The organism is Streptomyces sp. NPDC034037 (genome assembly GCF_055575715.1).
The window spans coordinates 218,189-240,117 of sequence record NZ_JBVISC010000007.1; the positions used below are offsets into that span (position 1 = coordinate 218,189).

Sequence of the window (21,929 nt, forward strand, 5' to 3'; positions counted from 1 at the left end):
CACAATCTGAACAGCCGAGAAAGGGCGTCGATGGCCATTGCCAAGGCCGAGCGGCTCATGAACCTTGCGCTGTGCCTGCTCGGGACCCGGCGGCCGCTCAGCAAGCGGGAGCTGCGGGAGTCTATCGAGGCCTATCTGGAAGCGGGGTCGGACGACTCCTTCAACCGGATGTTCGAACGCGACAAGGACGACCTGCGTGAGCTGGGCCTGGTCATCGAGACCGTGGAGAACGTCGAGGGCGAGGTCGGCTACCTCGCCCGCCGCGACAGCAACCGCCTGCCGCCCATCACCATCGACGCCGAGGAGGCCGCCGCCCTCGGCCTCGCCGCCAAGGTCTGGCAGCAGGCGCGCCTGGCCGGAGCCGCCAGCGGCGCCCTGCAGAAGCTGCGCGCCGCGGGCCTGCCCGAGGACGCCGACCCCTACGGCACGCACAGCGCCCTCGAGCCCCGCATCCCCGCCCACGAAGCGGCCTTCGAGCCCTTGATGCTGGCGTGCCGCGACCGCCGCCCCGTCGTCTTCGACTACCGCAAGGCCACCGCCGCGCGCCCCGAGCAGCGGCACGTCGAGCCGTGGGCGCTCGAATGCTGGCGCGGCCACTGGTACCTCGCCGGCTGGGACCGCGACCGCAGGGCCGAGCGCGTCTTCCGCCTCTCCCGCATCACCGGCAAGGTCCGCGCCCGCGCCGGGAAGTACACCGCCGACGTACCGGACGTCGTCACGGTCCGCGAGACGGTCGCGGGCTGGGCGGGGGAGAGCGCCGACCGCACGGCCCGGATCCGGCTGCGCACGGGCGCCGGCTACCCGCTGCGCGCCAAGGCCGGCTCGGTGCGGGAACTGGGCGATGGCTGGGACGAGTTGGAGATTCCCTACGGCCATGGGCTGGACGCCTGGCTGGTGGAGTTCGGGCCCGACGTGGTGGTCCTGGAGCCCGCCGAACTACGGGCCGACGTCGTGGACCGGCTGCGCGCCGTGGCCAAGGGCTGAGGGGGAGCGAAGAGCAATGGCCTCGAACGCCATCGACCAGACGCGGCGCATGCTGTCGCTGGTGACCTATCTGCGCGAGCGCCCCGGCGCCCACGTCGGCGACGTCGCCCGCGCCTTCGGCATCACCCCGGACGAGCTGATCTCCGACCTCGACGTGCTGCCGATGTGCGGGACCAGCTTCCGCGGCGGCGACCTGCTCGACATCGACACCGACGGCGACCGCATCTGGTGGCACAACCCCGACGACGTGGCGGCCCCGCTGCGGCTCGCCGCCGACGAGGCGACCGCGCTGCTCGTGGCCGCCCGCGCGGTGGCCACCCTGCCCGGCCTGCGGGAGAGCGACCGGCTCGCCCTGCTGCGCGCCACCGCCAAGCTGGAGACGGCGGCCGGCGAGGCGGCGGGCGCCAGCGCCCGGCTCTCGGTGACCTTCGAGTCCGAGGGCGGCGTCTTCGCCGACGTCGACCGCGCCATCTCCGAGCGCCGCAGACTCTGGATCCGCTACTACTCGCCCGCGCGCGACGAGCTCACCGAGCGCGAGATCGACCCGATCCGCCTGGTCAGCGTCGGACACACCTATGTGGAGGCGTGGTGCCGCCGCTCCGAGGCGCGCCGCACCTTCCGCCTGGACCGCGTCGCCGAGATCAAGATCCTCGACGAGCCGTCCGCGCCGCCCGAGGTCGAGCTGCGCGACCTCTCCGAAGGCCTGGTGCAGCCCGCCGCCGAGGACCCGGAGGTCGTCGTCGAGGTCGGCCCCGGCGGCCGCTGGGTCGCCGAGTACTACCCCCACGACAGCGCGGAGGAACTGCCCGACGGCGGTCTGCGGATCACGCTGCGCACCCCCGAACCCGCCTCGCTGCGCCGCCTCGCGCTGCGGCTCGGCAGGGACGGCCGGATCGTCACCCCCGTCCAGCTGGCGGACAGCGCGCGCCAGGCGGCCCGCGAGGCGCTCGCCGCCTACGGCCAGGAGAGTGATCAGCCGTACGAGTCATGCGGCGAGCCGGGTGACGGATCGGCCCCGGGGCCGTACGGCCGGCCCCACGAACGGCAGGAGCAAGGGCGTTGAGCACACCGACCAGGTCCGGGCTGCCGGGAGTGCCGGCGCAGCCGAGGCGGGGCCCCGTCCTGTTCACCGCCGCCTGCACCGACTGCCGCGCCCGCTTCGAACTGTCCGCGGGCGCGCTGCGCCTGGTGATGGGCGCGAGCCCCCGCACCACCTTCTACTCCTTCACCTGCCCCGAGTGCGGGGCGGCGGTGCGCAAGCCCGCGGGCGAGCGCATCGTCGAACTCCTCACCGGCGGCGGGGTGCGGACGCTGCGTCTGCACCCCACCGTCTAGGCTCGGCGCATGTTCTGGGCGATGCTCGCGATCGCGGCGGGCTTCTTGGGCCTCGCCGTCCTCGGCGTAATGGCGATCAAGGTCTTCGTGGAGGCGCAGCGCCTCGGCCTGCAGGTGTCCGAGACCACTCGGAGGATCAACCGGGCGGCCGAGGACCTGGAGAAGGCCGCGGCCCAGGTGGCCCGCGCGGGGCGAGAGGCTCCTTAGCTCCGCGACCTGTCGAGTGCCCGAGAGGGGCGGGTACGCTGCGAACGCGGCCCGGATCGAGGCGGGGGCCGCACCCGGAGGACGCGCGGGGATTGCCGAGCGTTTACCCCGGGGGGTTACGATCGCTGACAGCGGAGATCGGATGTATGTCCGGTCTGCCTGGCAACCAGACTCCTGTCGCCTCGGTGAAGAAGGTAAAAAGCTATGGGTAGGCTCGGCCCCACCGAGATCGTCCTCATTCTCGTCATCGTCATCCTGCTGTTCGGAGCGAAGAAGCTGCCCGACATGGCGCGCTCCCTCGGCAAGTCGGCCCGCATCCTCAAGAGTGAGGCCAAGGCCATGAAGTCCGAGAGCAAGGCGGACGACGCCGTCCCGGCCGACCCGCCGAGCGACCCCGCCGTCCAGCAGCGCACCATCCAGGCGGCCCCCGGCGATGTGACCAGCTCGCGCCCGGTCACCGAGCCGACCGACACGACGAAGCGCTGATCCAGGGCCGGCGACGGCCGGCCTGCCGCACGAGATGAGGACGTGGGTTGCTCAAGTCTGCCCGCAAGAAGGAGAAGGACCCCGAGGGGCGGATGCCCCTCGCGGAGCATTTGCGCGAGCTCCGCAACCGGCTCGCCAAAGGGCTTCTCGCGATCACGGTCGTGTCGATCGTGGCCGCGTTCTACAGCCAGGAGCTGATGGAGTTCCTGGCTGATCCCGTGCCGCGCTGCGAGCCCGGCATGAAGCAGACCGGCGGCCACTGCGCGAAGGTGACGTTCAACGACCTGCTGTCGCCCTTCACCACCACGGTGAAGGTCAGCCTCATGGTCGGCATCATCGTCTCCAGCCCGGTCTGGCTCTACCAGCTGTGGGCGTTCGTCGCCCCCGGTCTGCACAAGCACGAGCGGAAGTACACCTACTGGTTCGTCGCCGCCGCCGTGCCGCTCTTCTTCGGAGGCGCCTGGCTGGCCTACACGATCCTCCCGGTCAGCATGCGCGTCCTGCTCGGCATCACGCCCGACGGCGCCGAGAACCTCCTCCCGATGGACACGATCCTCGACTTCACCGTCAGGATGGTCCTCGTCTTCGGCATTTCGTTCGAGCTACCCCTGCTCCTGGTGATGCTCAACATGACCGGCATGGTGACCGGCCGCCGCATGGCGACCTGGTGGCGCGGCGTGGTCATGGGCGTCTTCATCTTCGGCGCCGTGGCGACCCCGACCACCGACCCCGTCGGCATGATCGCGCTCGCCGGACCGATCGTCGTCCTGTACTTCATGGCGGTGGGCATCTCCCTCCTGAACGACCGGCGCCGCCGTCGCAAGGACCCCGACGCCGAACTCGACGACGACGAGGCGTCCGCGATCGACCTCACCCCCGAGGCCATCGGCGGCATCGAGCCCGTCGCCCCGCCCAGGGCGCTCCCCGAGCAGGCGGCCACGGCACGGGCCGATCACCGGGTGAACGGTTACGACGACGTGACCTGACCTTGTAGGGTCCGGCCGTGACCAGCGAGATCACCCTCTTCGTCAATCCCACCGCGGGACGCGGCCGGGGCGCCAGGGCGGCGCGGCCGGCCGCTTCGGCGTTGCGGGCCCGCGGCTTCCGCGTGGGCACCGTCATCGGCGCGGACGCTCCCGACGCCCTGCGGCGGGCGCGCGAGGCCGTCGCGGGCGGCACCGGGGCGCTGATAGCCGTCGGCGGCGACGGCACGGCGAGCCTCGCGCTCCAGGCCGTCGCCGGGACGCGGACCCCGCTCGGGGTGATCGCGGTGGGCACCGGCAACGACTTCGCGCGGGCCCTCGGGCTGCCGGTGCGGGACGCCGCGGCGGCCGGGGAGGGTGTGGCCGAGTGGCTCAAAGGGGCGCGCACCCGCGACATCGACCTGGGGCGGGTCGGCGGGACCTGGTTCGCGACCGTGCTCGCCTCCGGCTTCGACTCGCGGGTCAACGACCGGGGCAACCGGCTGCGGTGGCCCACGGGGCGCTTCAAGTACGACCTCGCGATGGTCGCCGAGCTGGCGGCCTTCAGGCCCGTCCCGTACCGGATCACCCTGGACGGCGGTGCCGTCCACGAGGTCGAGGCCACGCTGGTCGCCGTCGGCAACGGACCGTCGTACGGCGGTGGCATGCGGATCTGCGCCGGGGCCGACATGGGCGACGGCCTCTTCGACGTGACCGTGGTGGGGGCGTGCAGCCGTACGACGCTGCTCACGGTGTTCCCGCGCGTCTACCGGGGCACGCACCTCGGGCATCCCCGGGTCACCGTGCACCGGGCCGCCGCGGTGGAGCTGGCGGCGCCCGGGGTCACCGGGTACGCGGACGGGGAACCGCTGGGGGCGCTGCCGCTGCGGGCCGAGTGCGTGCCGGGGGCCGTGCGGGTCCTGGGACCTCCCGATTAATGATCGTCCGTTGTCAGTGGTGCCCGGTAGTCTCGAAAGCACGATGACAGAGGACCTCTCACCGGCCGAGCGGTACGCGGCGGCGCGCAAGCGCGCTGTCGAGCAGGCCACCGCACTCGCGTCCTTCCGCGAGATGTACGAATTCGGCCTCGACCCCTTCCAGATCGAGGCCTGCCAGGCGCTGGAGGCGGGCAAGGGCGTGCTCGTGGCCGCCCCCACGGGCTCGGGCAAGACGATCGTCGGCGAGTTCGCCGTGCACCTCGCGCTCCTCCAGGGCAAGAAGTGCTTCTACACCACGCCCATCAAGGCGCTCTCGAACCAGAAGTACGCCGACCTCGCCAGACGCTACGGCGCCGACAAGGTCGGCCTCCTCACCGGCGACAACAGCGTCAACTCCGACGCCCCGGTGGTCGTGATGACCACCGAGGTCCTGCGCAACATGCTGTACGCGGGCTCGCAGGCGCTGGTGAACCTCGGCTATGTGGTCATGGACGAGGTGCACTACCTCTCCGACCGCTTCCGCGGCGCCGTCTGGGAGGAAGTGATCATCCACCTCCAGGAGTCGGTCACGCTCGTCTCCCTGTCGGCCACCGTGTCGAACGCCGAGGAGTTCGGCGACTGGCTCGACACCGTGCGCGGCGACACCGAGGTGATCGTCTCCGAGCACCGGCCCGTGCCGCTCTTCCAGCACGTGCTCGCCGGGCGCCGGATGTACGACCTCTTCGAGGAGGGCGAGGGCCACAAGAAGGCGGTCAACCCCGACCTCACCCGCATGGCGCGCATGGAGGCCAGTCGCTCGTACAACCCGCGCGAGCGCCGCAAGGGCAAGATGGTCCGCGAGGCCGACCGCGAGCGCGAGCGTCGGCAGCGGTCGCGGATCTGGACCCCGGGGCGCCCCGAGGTCATCGAGCGGCTCGACGCCGAGGGCCTGCTGCCCGCGATCACGTTCATCTTCAGCCGCGCGGGCTGCGAGTCGGCCGTGCAGCAGTGCCTGTACGCCGGCCTTCGGCTGAACGACGACGAGGCGCGGGCGAAGGTCCGCGAGATCGTGGAGGAGCGCACGTCCTCCATCCCGGACGAGGACCTCCACGTCCTTGGCTACTACGAGTGGCTGGAGGGGCTGGAGCGCGGCATCGCGGCGCACCACGCGGGCATGCTGCCCACCTTCAAGGAAGTCGTCGAGGAGCTGTTCGTCCGGGGCCTGGTCAAGGCCGTGTTCGCCACCGAGACCCTCGCGCTCGGCATCAACATGCCCGCGCGCAGCGTGGTCCTGGAAAAGCTCGTCAAGTGGAACGGCGAGCAGCACGCCGACATCACCCCCGGCGAGTACACCCAGCTGACCGGCAGGGCCGGGCGGCGCGGCATCGACGTCGAGGGCCACGCGGTGGTCCTGTGGCAGCGCGCCATGAGCCCCGAACACCTGGCGGGTCTCGCGGGCACCCGCACGTATCCGCTGCGCTCCAGCTTCAAGCCGTCGTACAACATGGCGGTGAACCTCGTGGAGCAGTTCGGGCGGCACCGCTCGCGCGAGCTCCTGGAGACGTCCTTCGCGCAGTTCCAGGCCGACAAGTCGGTCGTCGGGATCTCCCGGCAGGTGCAGAAGAACGAGGAGGGCCTGGCGGGCTACCAGGCCTCCATGACCTGCCATCTCGGCGACTTCGAGGAGTACGCGCGCCTGCGGCGTCAGCTGACGGACCGCGAGACCGAGCTGGCCAAGCAGGGCGCGGCCCAGCGCAGGGCCGCCGCCGCGGCCTCCCTGGAGAAGCTCAAGCCGGGGGACGTCATCCACGTGCCCACGGGGAAGTACGCGGGGCTCGCCCTCGTCCTCGACCCCGGGCTGCCCGCCGGCCGGGCCAACGGCCACCGCGGGTTCGACCACGTCGACGGCCCGCGGCCGCTGGTGCTCACCGCCGAGCGCCAGGTCAAGCGGCTCGCGTCGATGGACTTCCCGGTGCCGGTCGAGGCCCTGGAGCGGATGCGCGTCCCGAAGTCCTTCAACGCCCGCTCGCCGCAGTCCCGCCGCGACCTGGCGTCCGCGCTGCGCACCAAGGCCGGGCACATCGTGCCCGACCGGCACCGCAAGGGGCGCGCGGCGGCCGCGGACGACCAGGAGATCGCCCGGCTGCGCACCGAGCTGCGCGCCCACCCCTGCCACGGCTGCGACGAGCGCGAGGACCACGCGCGCTGGGCCGAGCGCTACCACCGGCTCAAGCGCGACACCTCGCAGCTGGAGCGCCGCATCGAGGGGCGGACGAACACCATCGCCCGCACCTTCGACCGCATCGTGGCGCTCCTGACCGAGCTGGACTACCTGCGGGGCGACGAGGTCACCGAACACGGCAAGCGGCTCGCCCGGCTCTACGGCGAGCTGGACCTGCTGGCCAGCGAGTGCCTGCGCGCGGGCGTCTGGGAGGGGCTCGGCCCCGGTGAACTGGCCGCGTGCGTCTCGGCGTTGGTCTACGAGTCCCGGGTCGGCGACGACGCGCTCGCGCCGAAGCTGCCGTCCGGGGCCGCGAAGGCGGCGCTCGGCGAGATGGTGCGGATCTGGGGCCGGCTGGACGCCCTGGAGGAGGACTTCAGGATCCGCCAGGCCGAGGGTGTCGGCCAGCGCGAACCGGACCTGGGCTTCGCGTGGGCGGCGTACATGTGGGCGAGCGGCAAGGGCCTGGACGAGGTGCTCCGCGAGGCCGAGATGCCGGCCGGTGACTTCGTGCGCTGGTGCAAGCAGGTCATCGACGTCCTGGGCCAGATCTCGGCGGCGGCTCCCCGGGAGGGCGGCAGCACGGTCGCCAAGAACGCCCGCAAGGCGGTCGACCAGCTGCTGCGCGGCGTAGTGGCGTACAGCTCCGTGGGCTGACACGGCATCGAAGAGGCGGCGCGTCCTGCTCCTGGGCGCGCCGCCTTTTGCACGTTCGACGGCGTCACTCCATGTGTTCGGGTGATCGCCACGCGTGTAAATGGGGCGAGTGTATGCCCGGCGGCGGGGGCTGTGCAGAGGGTTGCCGAATATGACTCGGCGATGATTTCGGCGCACTAAGCTCGCCCGGAGCGCGGCGAGTTGGAACGAGTTGCGACGAGTTCGCATGCTTGTTCCCCAATCTTGTGATTGTTCGCTTTCGCGCTCCCGTCCGACCAGCTCTCCCGTACCTCCCCACCCCCTTTCCCCAAGACGACTGTTCAGAGGGCATACATGGTGAGTGTTCAATCGCCTCCCGGTGGCCGAGAAGTCCCCTACGCGCGCGTGCTGTTGCTGCCCGCCATGCTCATGGCCGCGGCGACCGGAGCCGCCGTCGCCACGGTGACGGAGCCGGCCCGGCCCGCCGTCGGCTGGTGCGGCGCCGTCGCGACCCTCATGGTCATCGTGGTCGGCGTCGAAGCCGTGCGGCGCGGCCGCACCATCAAGGGGCAGCGCGCACAGTACGCACAGCGGATCGCCCACCTCGAAGGGCGCATCGCCTCCCACGACGACGAGACGGTCCGCCTCGGGCAGGAGATCCTGCCCGAGGCGCTCTGGCGCCTCAGGCAGGGCGAGACCCCCGTCGACGTGGTGCGCAACGTCGTCGACAAGGACGAGGCCTACCGCGACCTGCCCGACGCCCAGCGCCAGTTGCTCCGCTCGGTCCTGGAGATCCTGGACCACGAGGGAGCGCTGCGCGAGTCCGCCCAGCGCGCCTTCGTGAACATCGCCCGGCGCGTCCAGTCGATCGTCCACCAGCAGGCCGCCGAACTGCGCGAGATGGAGGAGTTCCACGGCCGCAACCCCGAGGTCTTCGACGACCTGCTGCGCATCGACCACGGCACCGCGCTGATCGGCCGCCTCGCCGACTCCATCGCCGTGCTCGGCGGCGGCCGCCCCGGCCGCCAGTGGCCCAACCCCGTACCGCTGTTCAGCGTGCTGCGCGGCGCGATGTCCCGGATCCTGGACTACCCGCGCGTGGAACTGCACTCGATCGCCGACGTCGCGATCAAGGGCACCAGTGTCGAACCGCTCATCCACGCCTGCGCCGAACTCCTCGACAACGCCACCCGCTACTCGCCCCCGCACACGAAGGTCCACGTCACCGCCGTCGAGGTGCAGACCGGTATCGCCGTCGAGATCGAGGACGGCGGCGTCAGCCTCAGCGAAGAGGCCCGCACCCGCGCCGAGCGCATGCTGGCGCAGGCCCAGGCCGGCATCGACCTCAACGACCTCGGCGAGACACCCCGCCTGGGCATGGCGGTCGTCGGCCGCCTCTCGCAGATGTACCGCATGCAGATCTCCCTGCGGCAGTCCGCGTACGGCGGCGTCCGCGCGGTGCTCATCGTGCCGCGCGACATGATGACCACCGAGCCCGCCCCCGGCCTCGCCCACGGCATCGGCGCCTCCGCCGTGCCCCGCGTGGACAACGTCGGAAACCCCATCGAGGAGCCCGCGCGCAACATCCGCCGCAAGAAGCCGCGCGTCGTCACCGCCGGCCCGCCGCTGCGCTCCCCGCTCACCCCGACCGCGACCTTGCGGGACGACGACGTGCCCGAGGTCACCGAGTGGACCGAGAACGGCCTGCCGCAGCGCCGCAGCCGCGTGACGATGTCGCTCAAGGAGCGCTACGCCATGGAGGCCGAGGCCCAGCGGGCCGCCGAAGCCCACGCCGCGACGACCGCACCGCCTCCGCCCAGGAAGGAAGGGGCCGAACCGGGCCTGTGGGTCGAGGCGTTCATGAAGGGCGTAAAGGGCGACGGCCAGGCCGGCCCCGACCCCTCGGCCCCGCAGGGCAGCACCCCTCCGCAGGGAACCGACCGGAACAACCACGGCAACGCCGACGAGGGGGAGTGGCAGTGATCCAGCAGCGCGCCAATTTCGACTGGATGCTGAAGGAGCTCGCCGACGGGGTGCCGCAGACGCGGCAGATCGTGGTGCTCTCCGCCGACGGCCTGCGCATCGCCCGCTACGGTGGCGACCCGGACGCCGCCGACCGCATCGCCGCCGCCTGCGCCGGACTGCAGAGCCTGGCCGCCGCCGTGGCCACGGAGATCCCCCGCAGCGACGGCGGCATGAAGATGGTCATCATCGAGATCGACGGCGGCTACTTCTACCTGATGGCCGCCGGCACCGGCGCCTATCTCGCGGTGCTCGCCGACGAGACCGTCGACGCGGGCCTCGTCGCCACCCGGATGCGCGACCTCGTCGTACGCATCGGAGCGCATCTGACGAGTCCGCCACGGCGTGACGGGCAGGCCGTATGACTCCTCGGCACGGCCCTTCGCACGGCCCTTCGAACGGGGACGTCCCCTCCGCCCGGGACGCCCCCGACCCGGACGCCCCTGCGCAGCGTGAACGCCGCGACCCCCAGAACCCCGAGCGGCTGTACATCCTGACGGGCGAGGACTCCGAGCGGGCGCCGCTCGACCTCGTCACCCTCATCGTGGCCCAGGGCGAGGCGTCCCCACTGGCCCAGCCGGAGCACTCCGCGGTGCTGCGGCTGTGCACCACACCGATCTCCGTCGCCGAGCTGTCCGCCTATCTGGCGCTGCCGTTCAGCGTGGTGACCGTCGTCCTGACGGAGTTACTCGCCACCGGTCTCGTACAGGCGCGCGCCCCCATCGTCCGCTCCGCGATCCCCGACCGTTCCCTCCTCGAAGCGGTGATGCATGGACTTCAAAAGCTCTGACACGATCACCGGCCCCCGCAGCGAGGACGTCCTGCCGCACACGGCCACGGCCGCCGTGAAGGTCGTGATCGTCGGCGGGTTCGGGGTCGGCAAGACGACGATGGTCGGTTCGGTCAGCGAGATCCGCCCGCTGACGACCGAGGAGACCATGACCCAGGCGGGCATCGGCGTCGACGACAACTATGGCTCCGAGTCCAAGACGGCCACCACCGTGGCCATGGACTTCGGCCGCATCAGCATCTCCGACGAACTGGTCCTCTACCTCTTCGGCACCCCCGGCCAGGAGCGCTTCTGGTTCCTGTGGAACGGCCTGTTCGAGGGCGCGCTCGGCGCGGTCGTGCTCATCGACACCCGCCGCCTGGAGGTCAGCTTCGACGTGATCGGGCGCCTGGAGGAGCGCGGCGTGCCGTTCGTCGTCGCCGTCAACGACTTCCCGGACGCCCCGCAGCACCCGATCGAGACCCTGCGCAGGGCCCTGGACCTGGAGCCCGCGGTGCCGATCATGCCCTGCGACGCCCGGCGCAGGGAGTCCAGCCGGGACGTCCTGATGACCCTGATGCGCTACCTGCACTCCCTGACGGTGACCCGCGTCTGACACCCACCGACCTCTGCACCCCCGGAACCCCTTCCGCGAACCCGGAGCGACGACCGTGACGACCCCTTCCCCCTCCTGGCCCGGCGCCGACCACCTCGCCGCGCCCCCCGGCTGTCCCGCCCACGGCCTCGGCCCCGGCGGCCTGCGCCGCCTGTACGGGCCCGAGGCGGACACCGACCTCGCGGGCCTGTACGAGAAGCTGCGCGCCGAGTACGGCGCGGTGGCGCCCGTACTGATCCACAACGACGTGCCGATCTGGGCCGTGCTCGGGCACAGCGAGAACCTCCACATGGTCCGCACGCCCTCGCACTACTCCCGGGACTCGCGCCTGTGGCGCGCCGTGCAGGACGGCAGCGCCGGGCCCGACCACCCGCTCGCGCCCGTCTTCACCTGGCAGCCCATGTGCAGCTTCGCCGAGGGCGACGAGCACCAGCGGCTGCGCGGGGCGGTCACCGGCGCCATGTCCGGCATCGACCACCGCGGCATCCGGCGCCACATCAACCGCTACACGAACCACCTGATCAACGACTTCTGCGAGGACGGCGAGGCCGACCTGGTCAGCCGGTTCGCCGAGCATCTGCCGATGATGGTGATGTGCCACGTCCTCGGCATGCCCGAGGAGTACAACGAGCGGATCGTGCAGTCGGCCCGCGACATGATCAAGGGCACCGAGACCGCCATCGCCAGCAACGCGTACATCATGGAGGTCCTGATGGGCCTCGTGGCGCGGCGCCGCGCCCAGCCCGACGAGGACTTCACCAGCAGCCTCATCGCGCACCCGGCGCAGCTCACCGACGACGAGGTCGGCGCTCATCTGCGCCTGGTGCTCATCGCGGCCTACGAGGCCACCGCCAACCTCATCGCGAACGTCCTGCGGATGGTCCTGACCGACCCCCGCTTCCGCGCCCAGCTCAGCGGCGGCCAGATGACGGTCCCCGAGGCGGTCGAGCAGTCCCTGTGGGACGAGCCGCCTTTCAGCGCGATGGTCGGCTATTTCGCCAAGCAGGACACCGAGCTGGGCGGCCGGCACATCCGGGCGGGCGACGGGTTGATCATGGGCATCGCGCCGGGCAACGTCGATCCCGTCGTCCGCCCCGACCTGGCCGCGAACATGCGGGGCAACCGCTCGCACCTCGCGTTCAGCGGCGGGCCCCACGAGTGCCCCGGGCAGGACATCGGGCGCGCCATCGCCGACACCGGCGTCGACGCGCTCCTGATGCGCCTGCCGGACGTCGAACTGGACATCGACGAGCGGGACCTGCGGTGGACTTCGTCCATCCTGTCGCGGCACCTGGTGGAGCTGCCGGTGCGGTTCGCACCGCGCCCGCCGCAGGACGTCATGGCCCGGCCCTCGGCGCAGCTGCCGAGGCCGCGCACGGACTGGCAGGTCTCCACCCCGCCACCGCCCGCGCCGCAGGCCGCCGCGCAGGCCCCGCGGCCCGCGGCGACACCCTCCGCGACCACGACCGAGACCGCGCTTGAGCCCATGCCGGCCCAGGGCGCCTGGCGGCGCTTCCTCAGCTGGTGGCGCGGCTACTGACCCGACCTGGTGCGGCAGCGGTGTCAACGTGGGCACACCTCTGAGGCGGGCGTGAGAGAAACGTGAGAGAAGCGTGAGCGGCAGGGTGGAAGCTGGGCATCTATTGCCCCGCTCTGGACAGGAGTCCCATGCCCAGCCCCACCCCCCGCGCCACCGGCGCGGGATCGCGCAGACGGTCCCGCACGCTGGCAGCTTTGATGACGGTCAGTGTCGCGCTGGGCGCGGCACTGCTGACGCCCACGGCCGCAGGGGCGGCCGGGTCGACCAACAGGGACGCCTTCGAAAACCTCGGGCAGCCGGACCGGGCCGAGTGGATGTCGGGCGTCGCCAGCGAGACCAGGCTGTCGGCGATGTCCATCCCCGGCACCCACGACACGCTCGCTCTCCACGGCGGGGCGGCCGTGCAGACGCAGGAGGACTACGGCGACAGCGCGAAGACGCTGGCGGCGCAGTACGAACGCGGGATCCGCGCCCTCGACATCCGGGTCCGCGTCGTCAACGGCGGCCAGGACTTCGCGATCCACCACGCCGCCTTCTACCAGAACGCCAACTTCGACGACGTCCTGGAGAAGACGAAGTCCTTCCTCAAGGCGCATCCGACCGAGACGGTCGTGATGCGGCTGAAGTCCGAGTGCCCCTACTCGGGTGCCGCGCTGCACGAGTGCAAGCACGACCCGGAGTCGATGACCGCGAAGAACGTCAGGGACATCTTCGGTTTCTACGCGAAAAAGAAGGAATACTCCGACCTGTTCTGGGCCCCCTCCATCACGGGCGGCGGCCGGGCGGCGATCCCCAAGCTCGGGGAGGTCCGCGGCAAGCTGGTCCTGGGCAGCTTCGACAGCGTCGAGAACCCGCACTACGGGCTTGAGGGCTTCAACGACCACAACGAGGACCACTACCAAGCTTCGGACATCACGGAGAAGTGGAACTACGTCAAGAAGAACGTCGACGAGGCCATGTCCGACGCCTCCCACCTGTACGTGACGTACACGTCCGCGAACAAGGTCCCCGCCGGGGGGTCGCCGCGTCACTACGCCGGCGGGTACACGAAGGTCCAGAGCGGCGTCAGCACCGAGGTCCCGGGTGTGAACTACCACCTGATGAAGTACCTCAACAAGACACAGGGTCGCGTCGGCATCGTCATGATGGACTTTCCCGGCTGGGGCCTGGTGAACGCGATCATCGACCACAACAAGGACGATGCGCGCACCAGCGGCAACCGGATGGTCTGGCAGGTCAAGGGCGACAAGACCTACGTGAACACGCTCTACGGCCGCTGCATGGTGCGGGGTCCCGAGTTCGACGACTCCAAGTCCGGCGGTCTGGTCACCCAGCGCGAGTGCCAGTCGAGTCCGCCCAGCAGCCACCAGTGGGGGGCCGAGAAGCCCTCCTCGTTCGACGACAAGGGCCACTTCTGGATCAAGGCGAGCAACGGCAAGTGCCTGACCGTGCCCTACAACAACGGCACCCCGCCCGGCTCCGGCACCCAGATGTTCTGGTGGGACTGCGAGACCCGCTGGTTCTCCGGCAGCCAGATGTGGAACATCGTCCCGGTCAAGGTCACCACCTCGAACGGTGAACAGCAGGCCTACAAGTTCGTCAACAACTGGACGGGCATGTGCCTGTCGATGGACCCGGCCACCGCCGACAAGTCGGGCGGCAAGGTGACCCAGGAGACCTGCCCGAGCAAGTGACCGGTGCGGTTCAGACCGACCAGGCCGCCAAGGTGCGCCCGCTGACGAAGCGGTGCGGGTGGCCCGTGACCGGATCCGTGAACTCCAGGACGCGCGCCAGGAGTTGCAGGGGCCGCCGGAAGTCGTCCGGCGCCGCGGGTCCGGTCACCACCGGGTAGAGCGGGTCGCCGAGGATCGGCAGTCCCAACGCGTTCATGTGGACGCGCAGTTGATGGGTGCGTCCGGTGCGCGGGGTCAGCCGGTAGCGGCCGAGGTCGCCGCGGACCTCGACCAGTTCGACGTGGCTCTCGCTGTTCGGTTCGGCGTCCTCGACCTCGTACGCCGCGAGGACGCCGCGTTCCTTCACGATGTGGCTGCGCACGGTGCGCGGAAGCGACACCCCGGGGTCGTACGGCGCGATCGCCTCGTACTCCTTGTGGACGCGGCGGTCGCGGAACAGCGTCTGGTAGGCGCCGCGTTCGTCCGGCCGCACGGTGAACAGCAGCAGCCCGGCGGTCAGCCGGTCCAGGCGGTGCGCGGCGCTCAGCGTCGGGATGCCCAGATCCGTGCGGAGCCGGGCGAGCGCCGTCTGGGTGACGTGGCCGCCGCGCGGCATCGTGGCGAGGAAGTGCGGCTTGTCCACGACGACGATGTGCTCGTCCCGGTGGACGACGTCGAGGGCGAACGGCACCGGGACCTCCGGGGGCAGGTCCCGGTGGAACCAGAGGAAGGCGCCCGGCGCGTAGGGCGCGTCGGGCGCCACCGGAACGCCGTCCGCGCCGACGATCCGGCCGTCCCGGAGCATCGCGTCGATGACCCCGGGCCCGGCCGCGAGCCGCTCCACGAGGTGGTCGCGCACGGTCGGCCACGCCCCGTCGGCCGGCAGCCTGACCCGCACGGGGTCGACGCCCTCGCGCTGGGGGAGCGGGGCGGGCGGAATGCGGCTCTTGCGTCTCATCAGGGGGCCAGCGTACGGGGCGGCGCAGGTCAGGGCATGCGTCGGTGCGGGGGCGGAAAACCGGTGCCGTCGCGCGGGCCGCGCTGCCACGATGGGGCCATGCCCTTCACGATCTCCGACGTGGTCGCGCCCGGCACGCTCGCCCGCCGGGCGCAGCCCGCGCTCCCCGTCCCCGGCGCTCTGGTCCTCAGGCCCTGGACGGACGCCGACGCTCCCGCCGTGTACGAGGCGTTCCAGGACCCCCTGCTCCAGCGGTGGCACGCCCGCGTGGCCGACTCCGCGAGCGAGGCGCTCGGCTGGATCGCGGACTGGCGCGCGGCGTGGGCCGGTGAGGACGACGCGTACTGGGCGATCGCCGACGCCGTGACGGACGAGGTCCTGGGCCGGGTCGCCCTGCGGCAGATCCGCCTGGGGGACGGACAGGCCGAGGTCGCCTACTGGACGATGCCGTCGGCGCGCGGCCGGGGCATCGCGCCGCGCGCGGTCGACCGCCTCACGCGGTGGGCGTTCGACGAGGTGGGCCTGCACCGCCTCGAACTGACGCACGCGACGGCCAACGAGGCGTCGTGCCGGGTCGCCCTGAAGGCAGGCTTCCCCGCGGAGGGCACCAAGCGCAGCGCGCTGCTGCACGCGGACGGCTGGCACGACATGCATCTGCACGCGCGGATCGCGGGCGACCCCGAAGTGGCATGACGGGGCGGGGCGCCACCGGGGACGCGTACGGCAGAAGGCGGCCCCCTGCTTCCAGGGTGGCCGCCAACGCGTGCTTGCGGGCCCAGCGCCTACGCGGCGGCCTCCTGCTCCGCCTCCACCTGCGCGTTCCACTCCCGCTTGGAGGCCTGCCAGCCGTCCTCGTTGTGGCCGAGGCGCCAGTAGCCCGAGACGGACAGGCGCTCGCGCGGCACCTCGTGCTCGACGCGCAGCAGGCGGCGCAGCTCCTTCACGAAGCCCGCCTCGCCGTGCACGAAGGCCTGCACGTCACCCGCGGGCCACTCCAGGGAACGCACGGCCTCGATCAATGCCCGGCCCACCGGGCGGCCGGCGCGGTGCAGCCAGACGACCTCCGCGTCCGTGGCGATCTTCTGCTCCTCCTCGGGCCCCTCGACCTCCACGAAGATCCGGGCGACGGCGCCTTCGGGGAGGGCCTCCGCCGCGGCGGCGATCGCGGGCAGGGCGCTCTCGTCGCCGACCAGCAGGTGCCAGTCGGCGCCCGCGTCCGGGGCGTAGCCGCCGCCGGGGCCGAGCATGCGGATCGTGGCGCCGGGCCGGACGTCCCGCGCCCAGGGGCCCGCGAGGCCCTCGTCGCCGTGGATCACGAAGTCGAGGGCGAGCTCCCGCGCCCCGGGGTCCCACGAGCGCACGGTGTAGGTCCGGGTGACCGGCCACTGCTCCCGGGGGAACTCCTCGCGGATCCGCTGTATGTCGAAGGGCTCCGGATAGGTGACGCCCTCGGCGTCGAAGAGCAGTTTGACGTAGTGATCGGTGCACTCGCCCGCCGCGAACTCGGCGAGGCCCTCGCCGCCGAGCACCACGCGCTGCATGTGCGGGGTCAGGCGCTCGGTGCGCACGACCCGCCCCGTGTGGGTCTTCGGCGCTTTGCGTGCCGGACGTTCTGCCATGGCGGCGGCCTCCCCTGGTCCTCAGCTACTTAGGCTTACCTAAGCTAGCACTTCAGGGCTGGAGCGTGGTGAGGAGGCGGTGGAGCGAGCCGCCCAGGTTCCACCGCTCGGCCAGCTCTTCGAGGGCCGCCTCGTCGCGGGGCGCGCGGGGGAGTGCCACGTCGACCTCGGGCAGCGGGACGTCGGCGGCGACCCGGACGACCTTCGGCGCGACGGCCACGTAGGGTCGGGACTCGTCCAGGCGCCTGCGTTGCGAGGGGGTGAGCTTCGAGCGCGGGTCGTCCACGGCGGCCATGATCCCGGCCAGGTCGCCGTAGGCGTCCAGGAGCTTGGCCGCCGTCTTCTCGCCGATGCCGGGCACCCCGGGCAGGCCGTCGCTCGGGTCGCCGCGCAGCAGCGCCAGATCGACATAGCCCGGACCGTCCACGCCGTACTTCTCGCGCAGCCACGCCTCGTCGGTGACCTGGAGGGTGCCGACGCCCTTGAGGGGGTACAGGACGCGGATGCCGCGCGCGTCGTCCACCAGCTGGTAGAGGTCGCGGTCGCCGGTGACGATGTCGACCGGTCCCGTGGCGCGGGCCGCGAAGGTGCCGATCACGTCGTCGGCCTCGTACGCCGGCACGCCCACCCGGGCGATGCCCAGCGCGTCCAGGACCGCCTCGATCACCGGCACCTGCGGGGAGAGGGTGTCGGGGACCTCCTCGGCGTCCGGGCCCTGCGCGCTCTCCTCGGCGACGCGGTGCGCCTTGTAGGAGGGGATGAGCTCGACGCGCCAGTGCGGGCGCCAGTCCGCGTCCATGCACGCGACCAGGTCGTCGGGCCGGTGGTCCTGGACGAGGCGGGCGATGAAGTCGAGCAGCCCGCGCACGGCGTTGACCGGCGTGCCGTCCGGGGCCTTCACGGAGTCCGGGACGCCGAAGTAGGCCCGGAAGTAGAGGGAGGCCGTGTCGAGGAGCATGAGCCGTCGTGTTCGCTGAGTCACGGTCCGCATCATGCCGCACGGCACCGACAGCCTCCCTCGACCTGGGGCGACGACATGCGGACCAGCGGCGTAGTGAGCTGAGTCACTTCTGTGTTTGCTTCTCACGAGACGGGGCAGGCGCGCCGCCGGAGTGCACCCCGTCGAGGATTCAACATTTCGACCGGGCAAGTGGGCAGAGGCCACGGTGCTCCACGGCCCGCCGGCGGGGGAGGCGGGCCGTCTTGGTTCGACCCGAGAGGTGTATGTGTCCAGGCTGCAGGCCGAGCACTTGTACAAGGTGTTCGGCAGACGACCCGCTGACGCGGTGGAGCGACTCCGCCACGGAGCCGACCGGGAGGAGCTGCGCGCCGACGGCACCACCGCCGCCGTGATCGACGCCTCCTTCGAGGTCGAACCGGGCCAGATCTTCGTCGTCATGGGTCTCTCCGGATCCGGCAAGTCCACGTTGCTGCGCATGCTCAACGGGCTGTCGGAGCCGACGGCCGGTCACGTCCGCTTCGACGGCCAGGACCTCACCGAGCTGAGCGCGCGCCAGATGCGCCAGGTGCGCTCCAAGAAGATCAGCATGGTCTTCCAGCACTTCGCGCTCTTCCCGCACCGCAGCGTGCTGGAGAACGCGGGCTACGGCCTGGAGGTCCAGGGCGTGCCGCGCGCCGAGCGCGAGAAGCGCGCCACGGAGGCGCTGGAGCTCGCCGGCCTCAAGGGCTGGGAGAAGTCCTGGCCCGACGAGCTGTCCGGCGGCATGCAGCAGCGGGTGGGCCTGGCCCGCGCGCTCGCCACCGACGCCGACCTGCTCCTGATGGACGAGTCGTTCAGCGCGCTCGACCCGCTGATCCGGCGCGACATGCAGGACCAGCTCCTCGAACTCCAGAAGCGGCTGAAGAAGACGATCGTCTTCATCACCCACGACCTGAACGAGGCCATGCGCCTGGGCGACCAGATCGCCGTCATGCGCGACGGCCGCATCGTCCAGATCGGCACCGCCGAGGACATCCTGGTCACCCCGGCCAACGACTACGTCGCCGCGTTCACGCAGGACGTCGACCGCGCCCGGGTGCTCACCGCCGGCGCGATCATGGCGGACCCGGACAGCGGTTACGTACGGGCCGACGCGCCCGCCACGGTCACCGCCGACACCCCGATCATCGACCTGTTCACGCCCTGTTCCACCAGCGTGGTGCCGGTCGCCGTGACCGACGCGGACGGCGAGCTCGTCGGCGTCGTGCCGCGGGAGCGGCTGCTGGCCGTACTGGGCGAGCCGATGAGCCCCGAGGACGAACCGCAGGACAGCGAGAAGGTGGTCAGCGGTGCCTAGGATTCCGTTCGGTGAGTGGGTCAACGACACCGTCGACTGGCTGCTCAGCCACATGTCGTGGCTGTTCGACTTCTTCAAGACCGTCTTCCAGGGCGCCTACGACGGCATAGCCGACGTGCTCCAGGCGCCCGAGCCGCTGCTGCTCGCGGGCATCTTCGCCGTCATCGCGTTCTGGTTGCGCGGTGTGGTCGCCGGTGTGCTGACCTTTGCGGGCTTCGCGTTCATCGTCTCGCTGGAGCTGTGGGACCACGCGATGATGACGCTGGCCCTGGTGCTCGTCTCGACGGTCATCGCGCTGGTCGTCTCCGTGCCGGTGGGCATCTGGGCGGCACGGTCGAACACGGTCAGCGGCATCGTCCGCCCGGTGCTCGACTTCATGCAGACGCTGCCGGCGATGATCTACCTCATCCCCGCCATCCTCTTCTTCGGGATGGGTGCCCCCGCCGGCATCGTCGCCACCCTGATCTTCGCGCTCGCCCCCGGCGTGCGCATGACGGAGCTGGGCATCCGCCAGGTCGACAAGGAACTGGTCGAGGCCGCCGACGCGTTCGGCACCACCCCGCGCAACATCCTGCTGCGCGTCCAGCTCCCCCTCGCCCTCCCCACGATCATGGCCGGTGTCAACCAGGTCATCATGCTGGGCCTGTCCATGGCCGCCATCGCGGGCATGGTCGGCACGGAGGGCCTGGGCGCCGACGTCAACGAGGCCATCGGCCAGCTCAACGTGGGCCTCGGCTCCGAGGCCGGCGTCGCCATCGTCATCCTGGCGATCTACCTGGACCGGATGACCGGCTCGCTCGGCACCCAGGTCTCCCCGCTGGGCCGGCGCGCCGCCGCCAAGGCGCGTGCCGCGCGGGGTCTGAACATCTGGACCTACCGTCCGCAGGCCGCGGTCGCGGTCGTCGGCGTGGTCGTCCTCGCCCTCGTCGCGGGCGGCATGGGCGTCTTCGGCGGCTCGAAGTCCGAGGAAGCCACCGCGGACGCGGCGAACGTCGGCCGGGGCGCGAAGATCAACATCGGGTACATCCCCTGGGACGAGGGCGTGGCCTCCACCTTCCTCTGGAAGGAGATCCTGGAGCAGCGCGGCTTCAAGCCGCAGACCAAGCAGCTGGAGGCGGGCCCGCTCTACACCTCGCTGGCGCAGGGCGGCGTGGACTTCCAGACCGACTCCTGGCTGCCGACGACGCACGCCGCGTACTGGAAGAAGTACGGCGACAAGCTGGAGGACCTGGGCGCGTGGTTCGGCCCGACCTCGCTGGAGCTGTCCGTGCCCTCGTACGTGAAGGGCGTCGACTCGCTGGCGGACCTCAAGGGCAGGAGCGGCACGTTCCACGGCAAGATCGTCGGCATCGAGTCGAGCGCCGGGATGATGGGCCTGCTCAAGGACAAGGTGCTCGGGGCCTACGGCCTGGACAAGGAGTACAAGGTCGTCGACGGCTCCACGCCCGCGATGCTGGCCGAGCTGAAGCGCGCGTACGCCAAGAAGGAACCGATCGTCACCACGCTCTGGTCGCCGCACTGGGCGTACAGCGACTTCGACCTGAAGAAGCTCAAGGACCCCAAGGGCGCCTGGGGCAAGGGCGACGGCGTGCACACGCTGGCGCGCAAGGGCTTCTCGGCCCAGAACCCGCAGGTCGCCAAGTGGCTCAAGGACTTCAAGATGAGCGAGAAGCAGCTCACGGGCCTTGAGGCGGAGATCAACAAGGCGGGCAAGGGCAAGCAGCAGGAAGCCGTCCGCGCCTGGCTGAAGAAGAACCCGGGCGTCGTCGACAAGCTGGCCCCGCTGCCGGAGAAGTCCACGCCCGCCGAGGCCAAGCGCCCGCTGAACGCCGCGTACTTCGCTTGGGACGAGAACGTCGCCGTCACCAATCTCTGGAAGCGGGTCCTGGAGAAGCGCGGCTACACGATGAAGCTGACGCCCTCCGACGTCGGCCCCGTCTACACCGCGCTCGCCCAGGGCGACCTCGACCTGGACCTCGACGCCTGGCTGCCCACCGCCCAGAAGCAGTACTGGGAGAAGAACAAGGCGAACCTCGAGGACCTGGGCTCCTGGTACAGCCCGACGTCGCTGGAGGTCGCCGTCCCCTCCTACGTCAAGGACGTGAAGTCGCTGGCGGACCTCAAGGGCAAGGGCGACAGGTTCAAGGGCAAGATCATCGGCATCGAGCCCGGCACGGGTGTGATGACGGCGCTCAAGGACAAGGTCCTGCCCGGCTACGGCCTGGACGACGAGTACAAGATCGTCTCCGGTTCGACGCCCGCGATGCTCTCCGAGCTGAAGTCGGCGTACGCCAAGAAGGAGCCGGTCGCGGTCCTGCTCTGGTCGCCGCACTGGGCGTACAACGAGTACGGGCTGACCAAGCTCAAGGACCCCAAGGCCGCCTTCGGCAAGGGCGACACCATCCGGACGATCTCCAGCAAGGAGTTCCCGGAGCAGTACCCGCGGCTCACGAAGTGGCTCAAGCACTTCAAGATGAGTGAGAAGGAACTGGCCGGCCTGGAGAACGAGATCAACAAGGCGGGCAAGGGCCATGAGCCCGCGGCCGTCGACTCCTGGCTGAAGAAGAACCCGGGCTTCGAGGAGAAGATGACGCCCGCGCAGTAGGCCGATCCCTTCCTCCCCGTGTCCCGCTCCCGAGGGGTGGGCCTCGCCCTGTGGCGAAGCCCACCCCTCGGGGCGTTCCCGG

Annotated in this window: 20 protein-coding genes; 17 read left to right on the forward strand and 3 right to left on the reverse strand. The window is 71.2% G+C overall.

The window, feature by feature from the left end; translation table 11 throughout:
• Positions 1-30 precede the first annotated feature (30 nt).
• From ACZ516_RS24970 to ACZ516_RS25035, 14 genes are all read left to right on the forward strand, one after another.
• The gene (locus tag ACZ516_RS24970) at positions 31-984 is read left to right on the forward strand and encodes a helix-turn-helix transcriptional regulator (RefSeq protein WP_358579031.1); all 954 of its coding nucleotides are present in this window, start codon (positions 31-33) and stop codon (positions 982-984) included.
• 16 nt (positions 985-1,000) lie between these two features.
• Positions 1,001-2,047, forward strand: a complete 1,047-nt coding sequence (locus ACZ516_RS24975) for a helix-turn-helix transcriptional regulator (protein ID WP_469011705.1) — start codon at positions 1,001-1,003, stop codon at positions 2,045-2,047.
• The gene (locus ACZ516_RS24980; RefSeq protein WP_469011706.1) at positions 2,044-2,319 is read left to right on the forward strand and encodes a hypothetical protein; all 276 of its coding nucleotides are present in this window, start codon (positions 2,044-2,046) and stop codon (positions 2,317-2,319) included. Before ACZ516_RS24975 ends, ACZ516_RS24980 begins: the two co-directional genes overlap by 4 nt.
• A 9-nt stretch (positions 2,320-2,328) precedes the next feature.
• Positions 2,329-2,526: a hypothetical protein gene (locus tag ACZ516_RS24985; protein ID WP_358579037.1), complete on the forward strand. Its 198-nt coding sequence runs from the start codon at positions 2,329-2,331 to the stop codon at positions 2,524-2,526.
• A gap of 204 nt (positions 2,527-2,730) precedes the next feature.
• Entirely contained in the window at positions 2,731-3,012 is a 282-nt protein-coding gene (gene tatA / locus ACZ516_RS24990) for a Sec-independent protein translocase subunit TatA (RefSeq protein ID WP_358579039.1), read from the forward strand.
• 92 nt (positions 3,013-3,104) lie between these two features.
• Positions 3,105-3,998 carry a twin-arginine translocase subunit TatC gene (gene tatC / locus ACZ516_RS24995; protein WP_358579080.1) on the forward strand — a complete coding sequence of 298 codons (894 nt, stop codon included), beginning with the start codon at positions 3,105-3,107 and terminating at the stop codon, positions 3,996-3,998.
• A gap of 17 nt (positions 3,999-4,015) precedes the next feature.
• The gene (locus ACZ516_RS25000; RefSeq protein WP_469011707.1) at positions 4,016-4,912 is read left to right on the forward strand and encodes a diacylglycerol kinase; all 897 of its coding nucleotides are present in this window, start codon (positions 4,016-4,018) and stop codon (positions 4,910-4,912) included.
• 43 nt (positions 4,913-4,955) lie between these two features.
• A complete protein-coding gene (locus ACZ516_RS25005) occupies positions 4,956-7,769 on the forward strand; it encodes a DEAD/DEAH box helicase (protein ID WP_358579043.1) in 2,814 nt (937 codons plus the stop codon).
• Positions 7,770-8,102: 333 nt separating this feature from the next.
• A complete protein-coding gene (locus tag ACZ516_RS25010; RefSeq protein ID WP_361078881.1) occupies positions 8,103-9,731 on the forward strand; it encodes an ATP-binding protein in 1,629 nt (542 codons plus the stop codon).
• Positions 9,728-10,135: a roadblock/LC7 domain-containing protein gene (locus ACZ516_RS25015; protein WP_358579048.1), complete on the forward strand. Its 408-nt coding sequence runs from the start codon at positions 9,728-9,730 to the stop codon at positions 10,133-10,135. Before ACZ516_RS25010 ends, ACZ516_RS25015 begins: the two co-directional genes overlap by 4 nt.
• Complete coding sequence (locus ACZ516_RS25020) at positions 10,132-10,560, forward strand: DUF742 domain-containing protein (protein ID WP_358579051.1); 429 nt, start codon at positions 10,132-10,134, stop codon at positions 10,558-10,560. The genes ACZ516_RS25015 and ACZ516_RS25020 overlap by 4 nt, the downstream gene beginning before the upstream one ends.
• Complete coding sequence (locus ACZ516_RS25025; RefSeq protein ID WP_358579054.1) at positions 10,541-11,155, forward strand: GTP-binding protein; 615 nt, start codon at positions 10,541-10,543, stop codon at positions 11,153-11,155. The genes ACZ516_RS25020 and ACZ516_RS25025 overlap by 20 nt, the downstream gene beginning before the upstream one ends.
• 55 nt (positions 11,156-11,210) lie before the next feature.
• On the forward strand, positions 11,211-12,695 hold the full coding sequence (locus tag ACZ516_RS25030) for a cytochrome P450 (protein WP_361078877.1): 1,485 nt from the start codon (positions 11,211-11,213) through the stop codon (positions 12,693-12,695).
• Between the two features lie 128 nt (positions 12,696-12,823).
• Entirely contained in the window at positions 12,824-14,389 is a 1,566-nt protein-coding gene (locus ACZ516_RS25035) for a phosphatidylinositol-specific phospholipase C domain-containing protein (protein WP_361078874.1), read from the forward strand.
• 10 nt (positions 14,390-14,399) lie between these two features.
• Here ACZ516_RS25035 and ACZ516_RS25040 read toward each other — a convergent pair whose 3' ends face one another.
• On the reverse strand, positions 14,400-15,326 hold the full coding sequence (locus tag ACZ516_RS25040) for an RluA family pseudouridine synthase (protein WP_469011708.1): 927 nt from the start codon (positions 15,324-15,326) through the stop codon (positions 14,400-14,402).
• 99 nt (positions 15,327-15,425) lie between these two features.
• On the opposite strand from ACZ516_RS25040, the gene ACZ516_RS25045 reads away from it, so the two are divergent.
• Positions 15,426-16,019 carry a GNAT family N-acetyltransferase gene (locus ACZ516_RS25045; RefSeq protein ID WP_469011709.1) on the forward strand — a complete coding sequence of 198 codons (594 nt, stop codon included), beginning with the start codon at positions 15,426-15,428 and terminating at the stop codon, positions 16,017-16,019.
• A gap of 89 nt (positions 16,020-16,108) precedes the next feature.
• Here ACZ516_RS25045 and ACZ516_RS25050 read toward each other — a convergent pair whose 3' ends face one another.
• Positions 16,109-16,945, reverse strand: a complete 837-nt coding sequence (locus ACZ516_RS25050) for a siderophore-interacting protein (protein WP_358579064.1) — start codon at positions 16,943-16,945, stop codon at positions 16,109-16,111.
• A gap of 52 nt (positions 16,946-16,997) precedes the next feature.
• On the reverse strand, positions 16,998-17,903 hold the full coding sequence (locus tag ACZ516_RS25055) for a 5'-3' exonuclease (RefSeq protein ID WP_469011837.1): 906 nt from the start codon (positions 17,901-17,903) through the stop codon (positions 16,998-17,000).
• Between the two features lie 268 nt (positions 17,904-18,171).
• Between ACZ516_RS25055 and ACZ516_RS25060 the strand changes: the two genes are divergently transcribed.
• Entirely contained in the window at positions 18,172-19,242 is a 1,071-nt protein-coding gene (locus tag ACZ516_RS25060; RefSeq protein ID WP_469011710.1) for a quaternary amine ABC transporter ATP-binding protein, read from the forward strand.
• Entirely contained in the window at positions 19,235-21,847 is a 2,613-nt protein-coding gene (locus ACZ516_RS25065) for an ABC transporter permease/substrate binding protein (RefSeq protein ID WP_469011711.1), read from the forward strand. The genes ACZ516_RS25060 and ACZ516_RS25065 overlap by 8 nt, the downstream gene beginning before the upstream one ends.
• Positions 21,848-21,929: the final 82 nt, after the last annotated feature.

What these genes read in the sequence shown, in the direction of transcription:
- ACZ516_RS24970 (WP_358579031.1), top strand. Translation starts at nt 31, where the DNA reads ATGGCCATTGCCAAGGCCGAGCGGCTCATGAACCTTGCGCTGTGCCTG.
- ACZ516_RS24975 (WP_469011705.1), top strand. Translation starts at nt 1,001, where the DNA reads ATGGCCTCGAACGCCATCGACCAGACGCGGCGCATGCTGTCGCTGGTG.
- ACZ516_RS24985 (WP_358579037.1), top strand. Translation starts at nt 2,329, where the DNA reads ATGTTCTGGGCGATGCTCGCGATCGCGGCGGGCTTCTTGGGCCTCGCC.
- tatA (WP_358579039.1), top strand. Translation starts at nt 2,731, where the DNA reads ATGGGTAGGCTCGGCCCCACCGAGATCGTCCTCATTCTCGTCATCGTC.
- tatC (WP_358579080.1), top strand. Translation starts at nt 3,105, where the DNA reads ATGCCCCTCGCGGAGCATTTGCGCGAGCTCCGCAACCGGCTCGCCAAA.
- ACZ516_RS25005 (WP_358579043.1), top strand. Translation starts at nt 4,956, where the DNA reads ATGACAGAGGACCTCTCACCGGCCGAGCGGTACGCGGCGGCGCGCAAG.
- ACZ516_RS25010 (WP_361078881.1), top strand. Translation starts at nt 8,103, where the DNA reads ATGGTGAGTGTTCAATCGCCTCCCGGTGGCCGAGAAGTCCCCTACGCG.
- ACZ516_RS25020 (WP_358579051.1), top strand. Translation starts at nt 10,132, where the DNA reads ATGACTCCTCGGCACGGCCCTTCGCACGGCCCTTCGAACGGGGACGTC.
- ACZ516_RS25025 (WP_358579054.1), top strand. Translation starts at nt 10,541, where the DNA reads ATGGACTTCAAAAGCTCTGACACGATCACCGGCCCCCGCAGCGAGGAC.
- ACZ516_RS25035 (WP_361078874.1), top strand. Translation starts at nt 12,824, where the DNA reads ATGCCCAGCCCCACCCCCCGCGCCACCGGCGCGGGATCGCGCAGACGG.
- ACZ516_RS25040 (WP_469011708.1), bottom strand. Translation starts at nt 15,326, where the DNA reads ATGAGACGCAAGAGCCGCATTCCGCCCGCCCCGCTCCCCCAGCGCGAG.
- ACZ516_RS25045 (WP_469011709.1), top strand. Translation starts at nt 15,426, where the DNA reads ATGCCCTTCACGATCTCCGACGTGGTCGCGCCCGGCACGCTCGCCCGC.
- ACZ516_RS25050 (WP_358579064.1), bottom strand. Translation starts at nt 16,945, where the DNA reads ATGGCAGAACGTCCGGCACGCAAAGCGCCGAAGACCCACACGGGGCGG.
- ACZ516_RS25055 (WP_469011837.1), bottom strand. Translation starts at nt 17,903, where the DNA reads ATGCTCCTCGACACGGCCTCCCTCTACTTCCGGGCCTACTTCGGCGTC.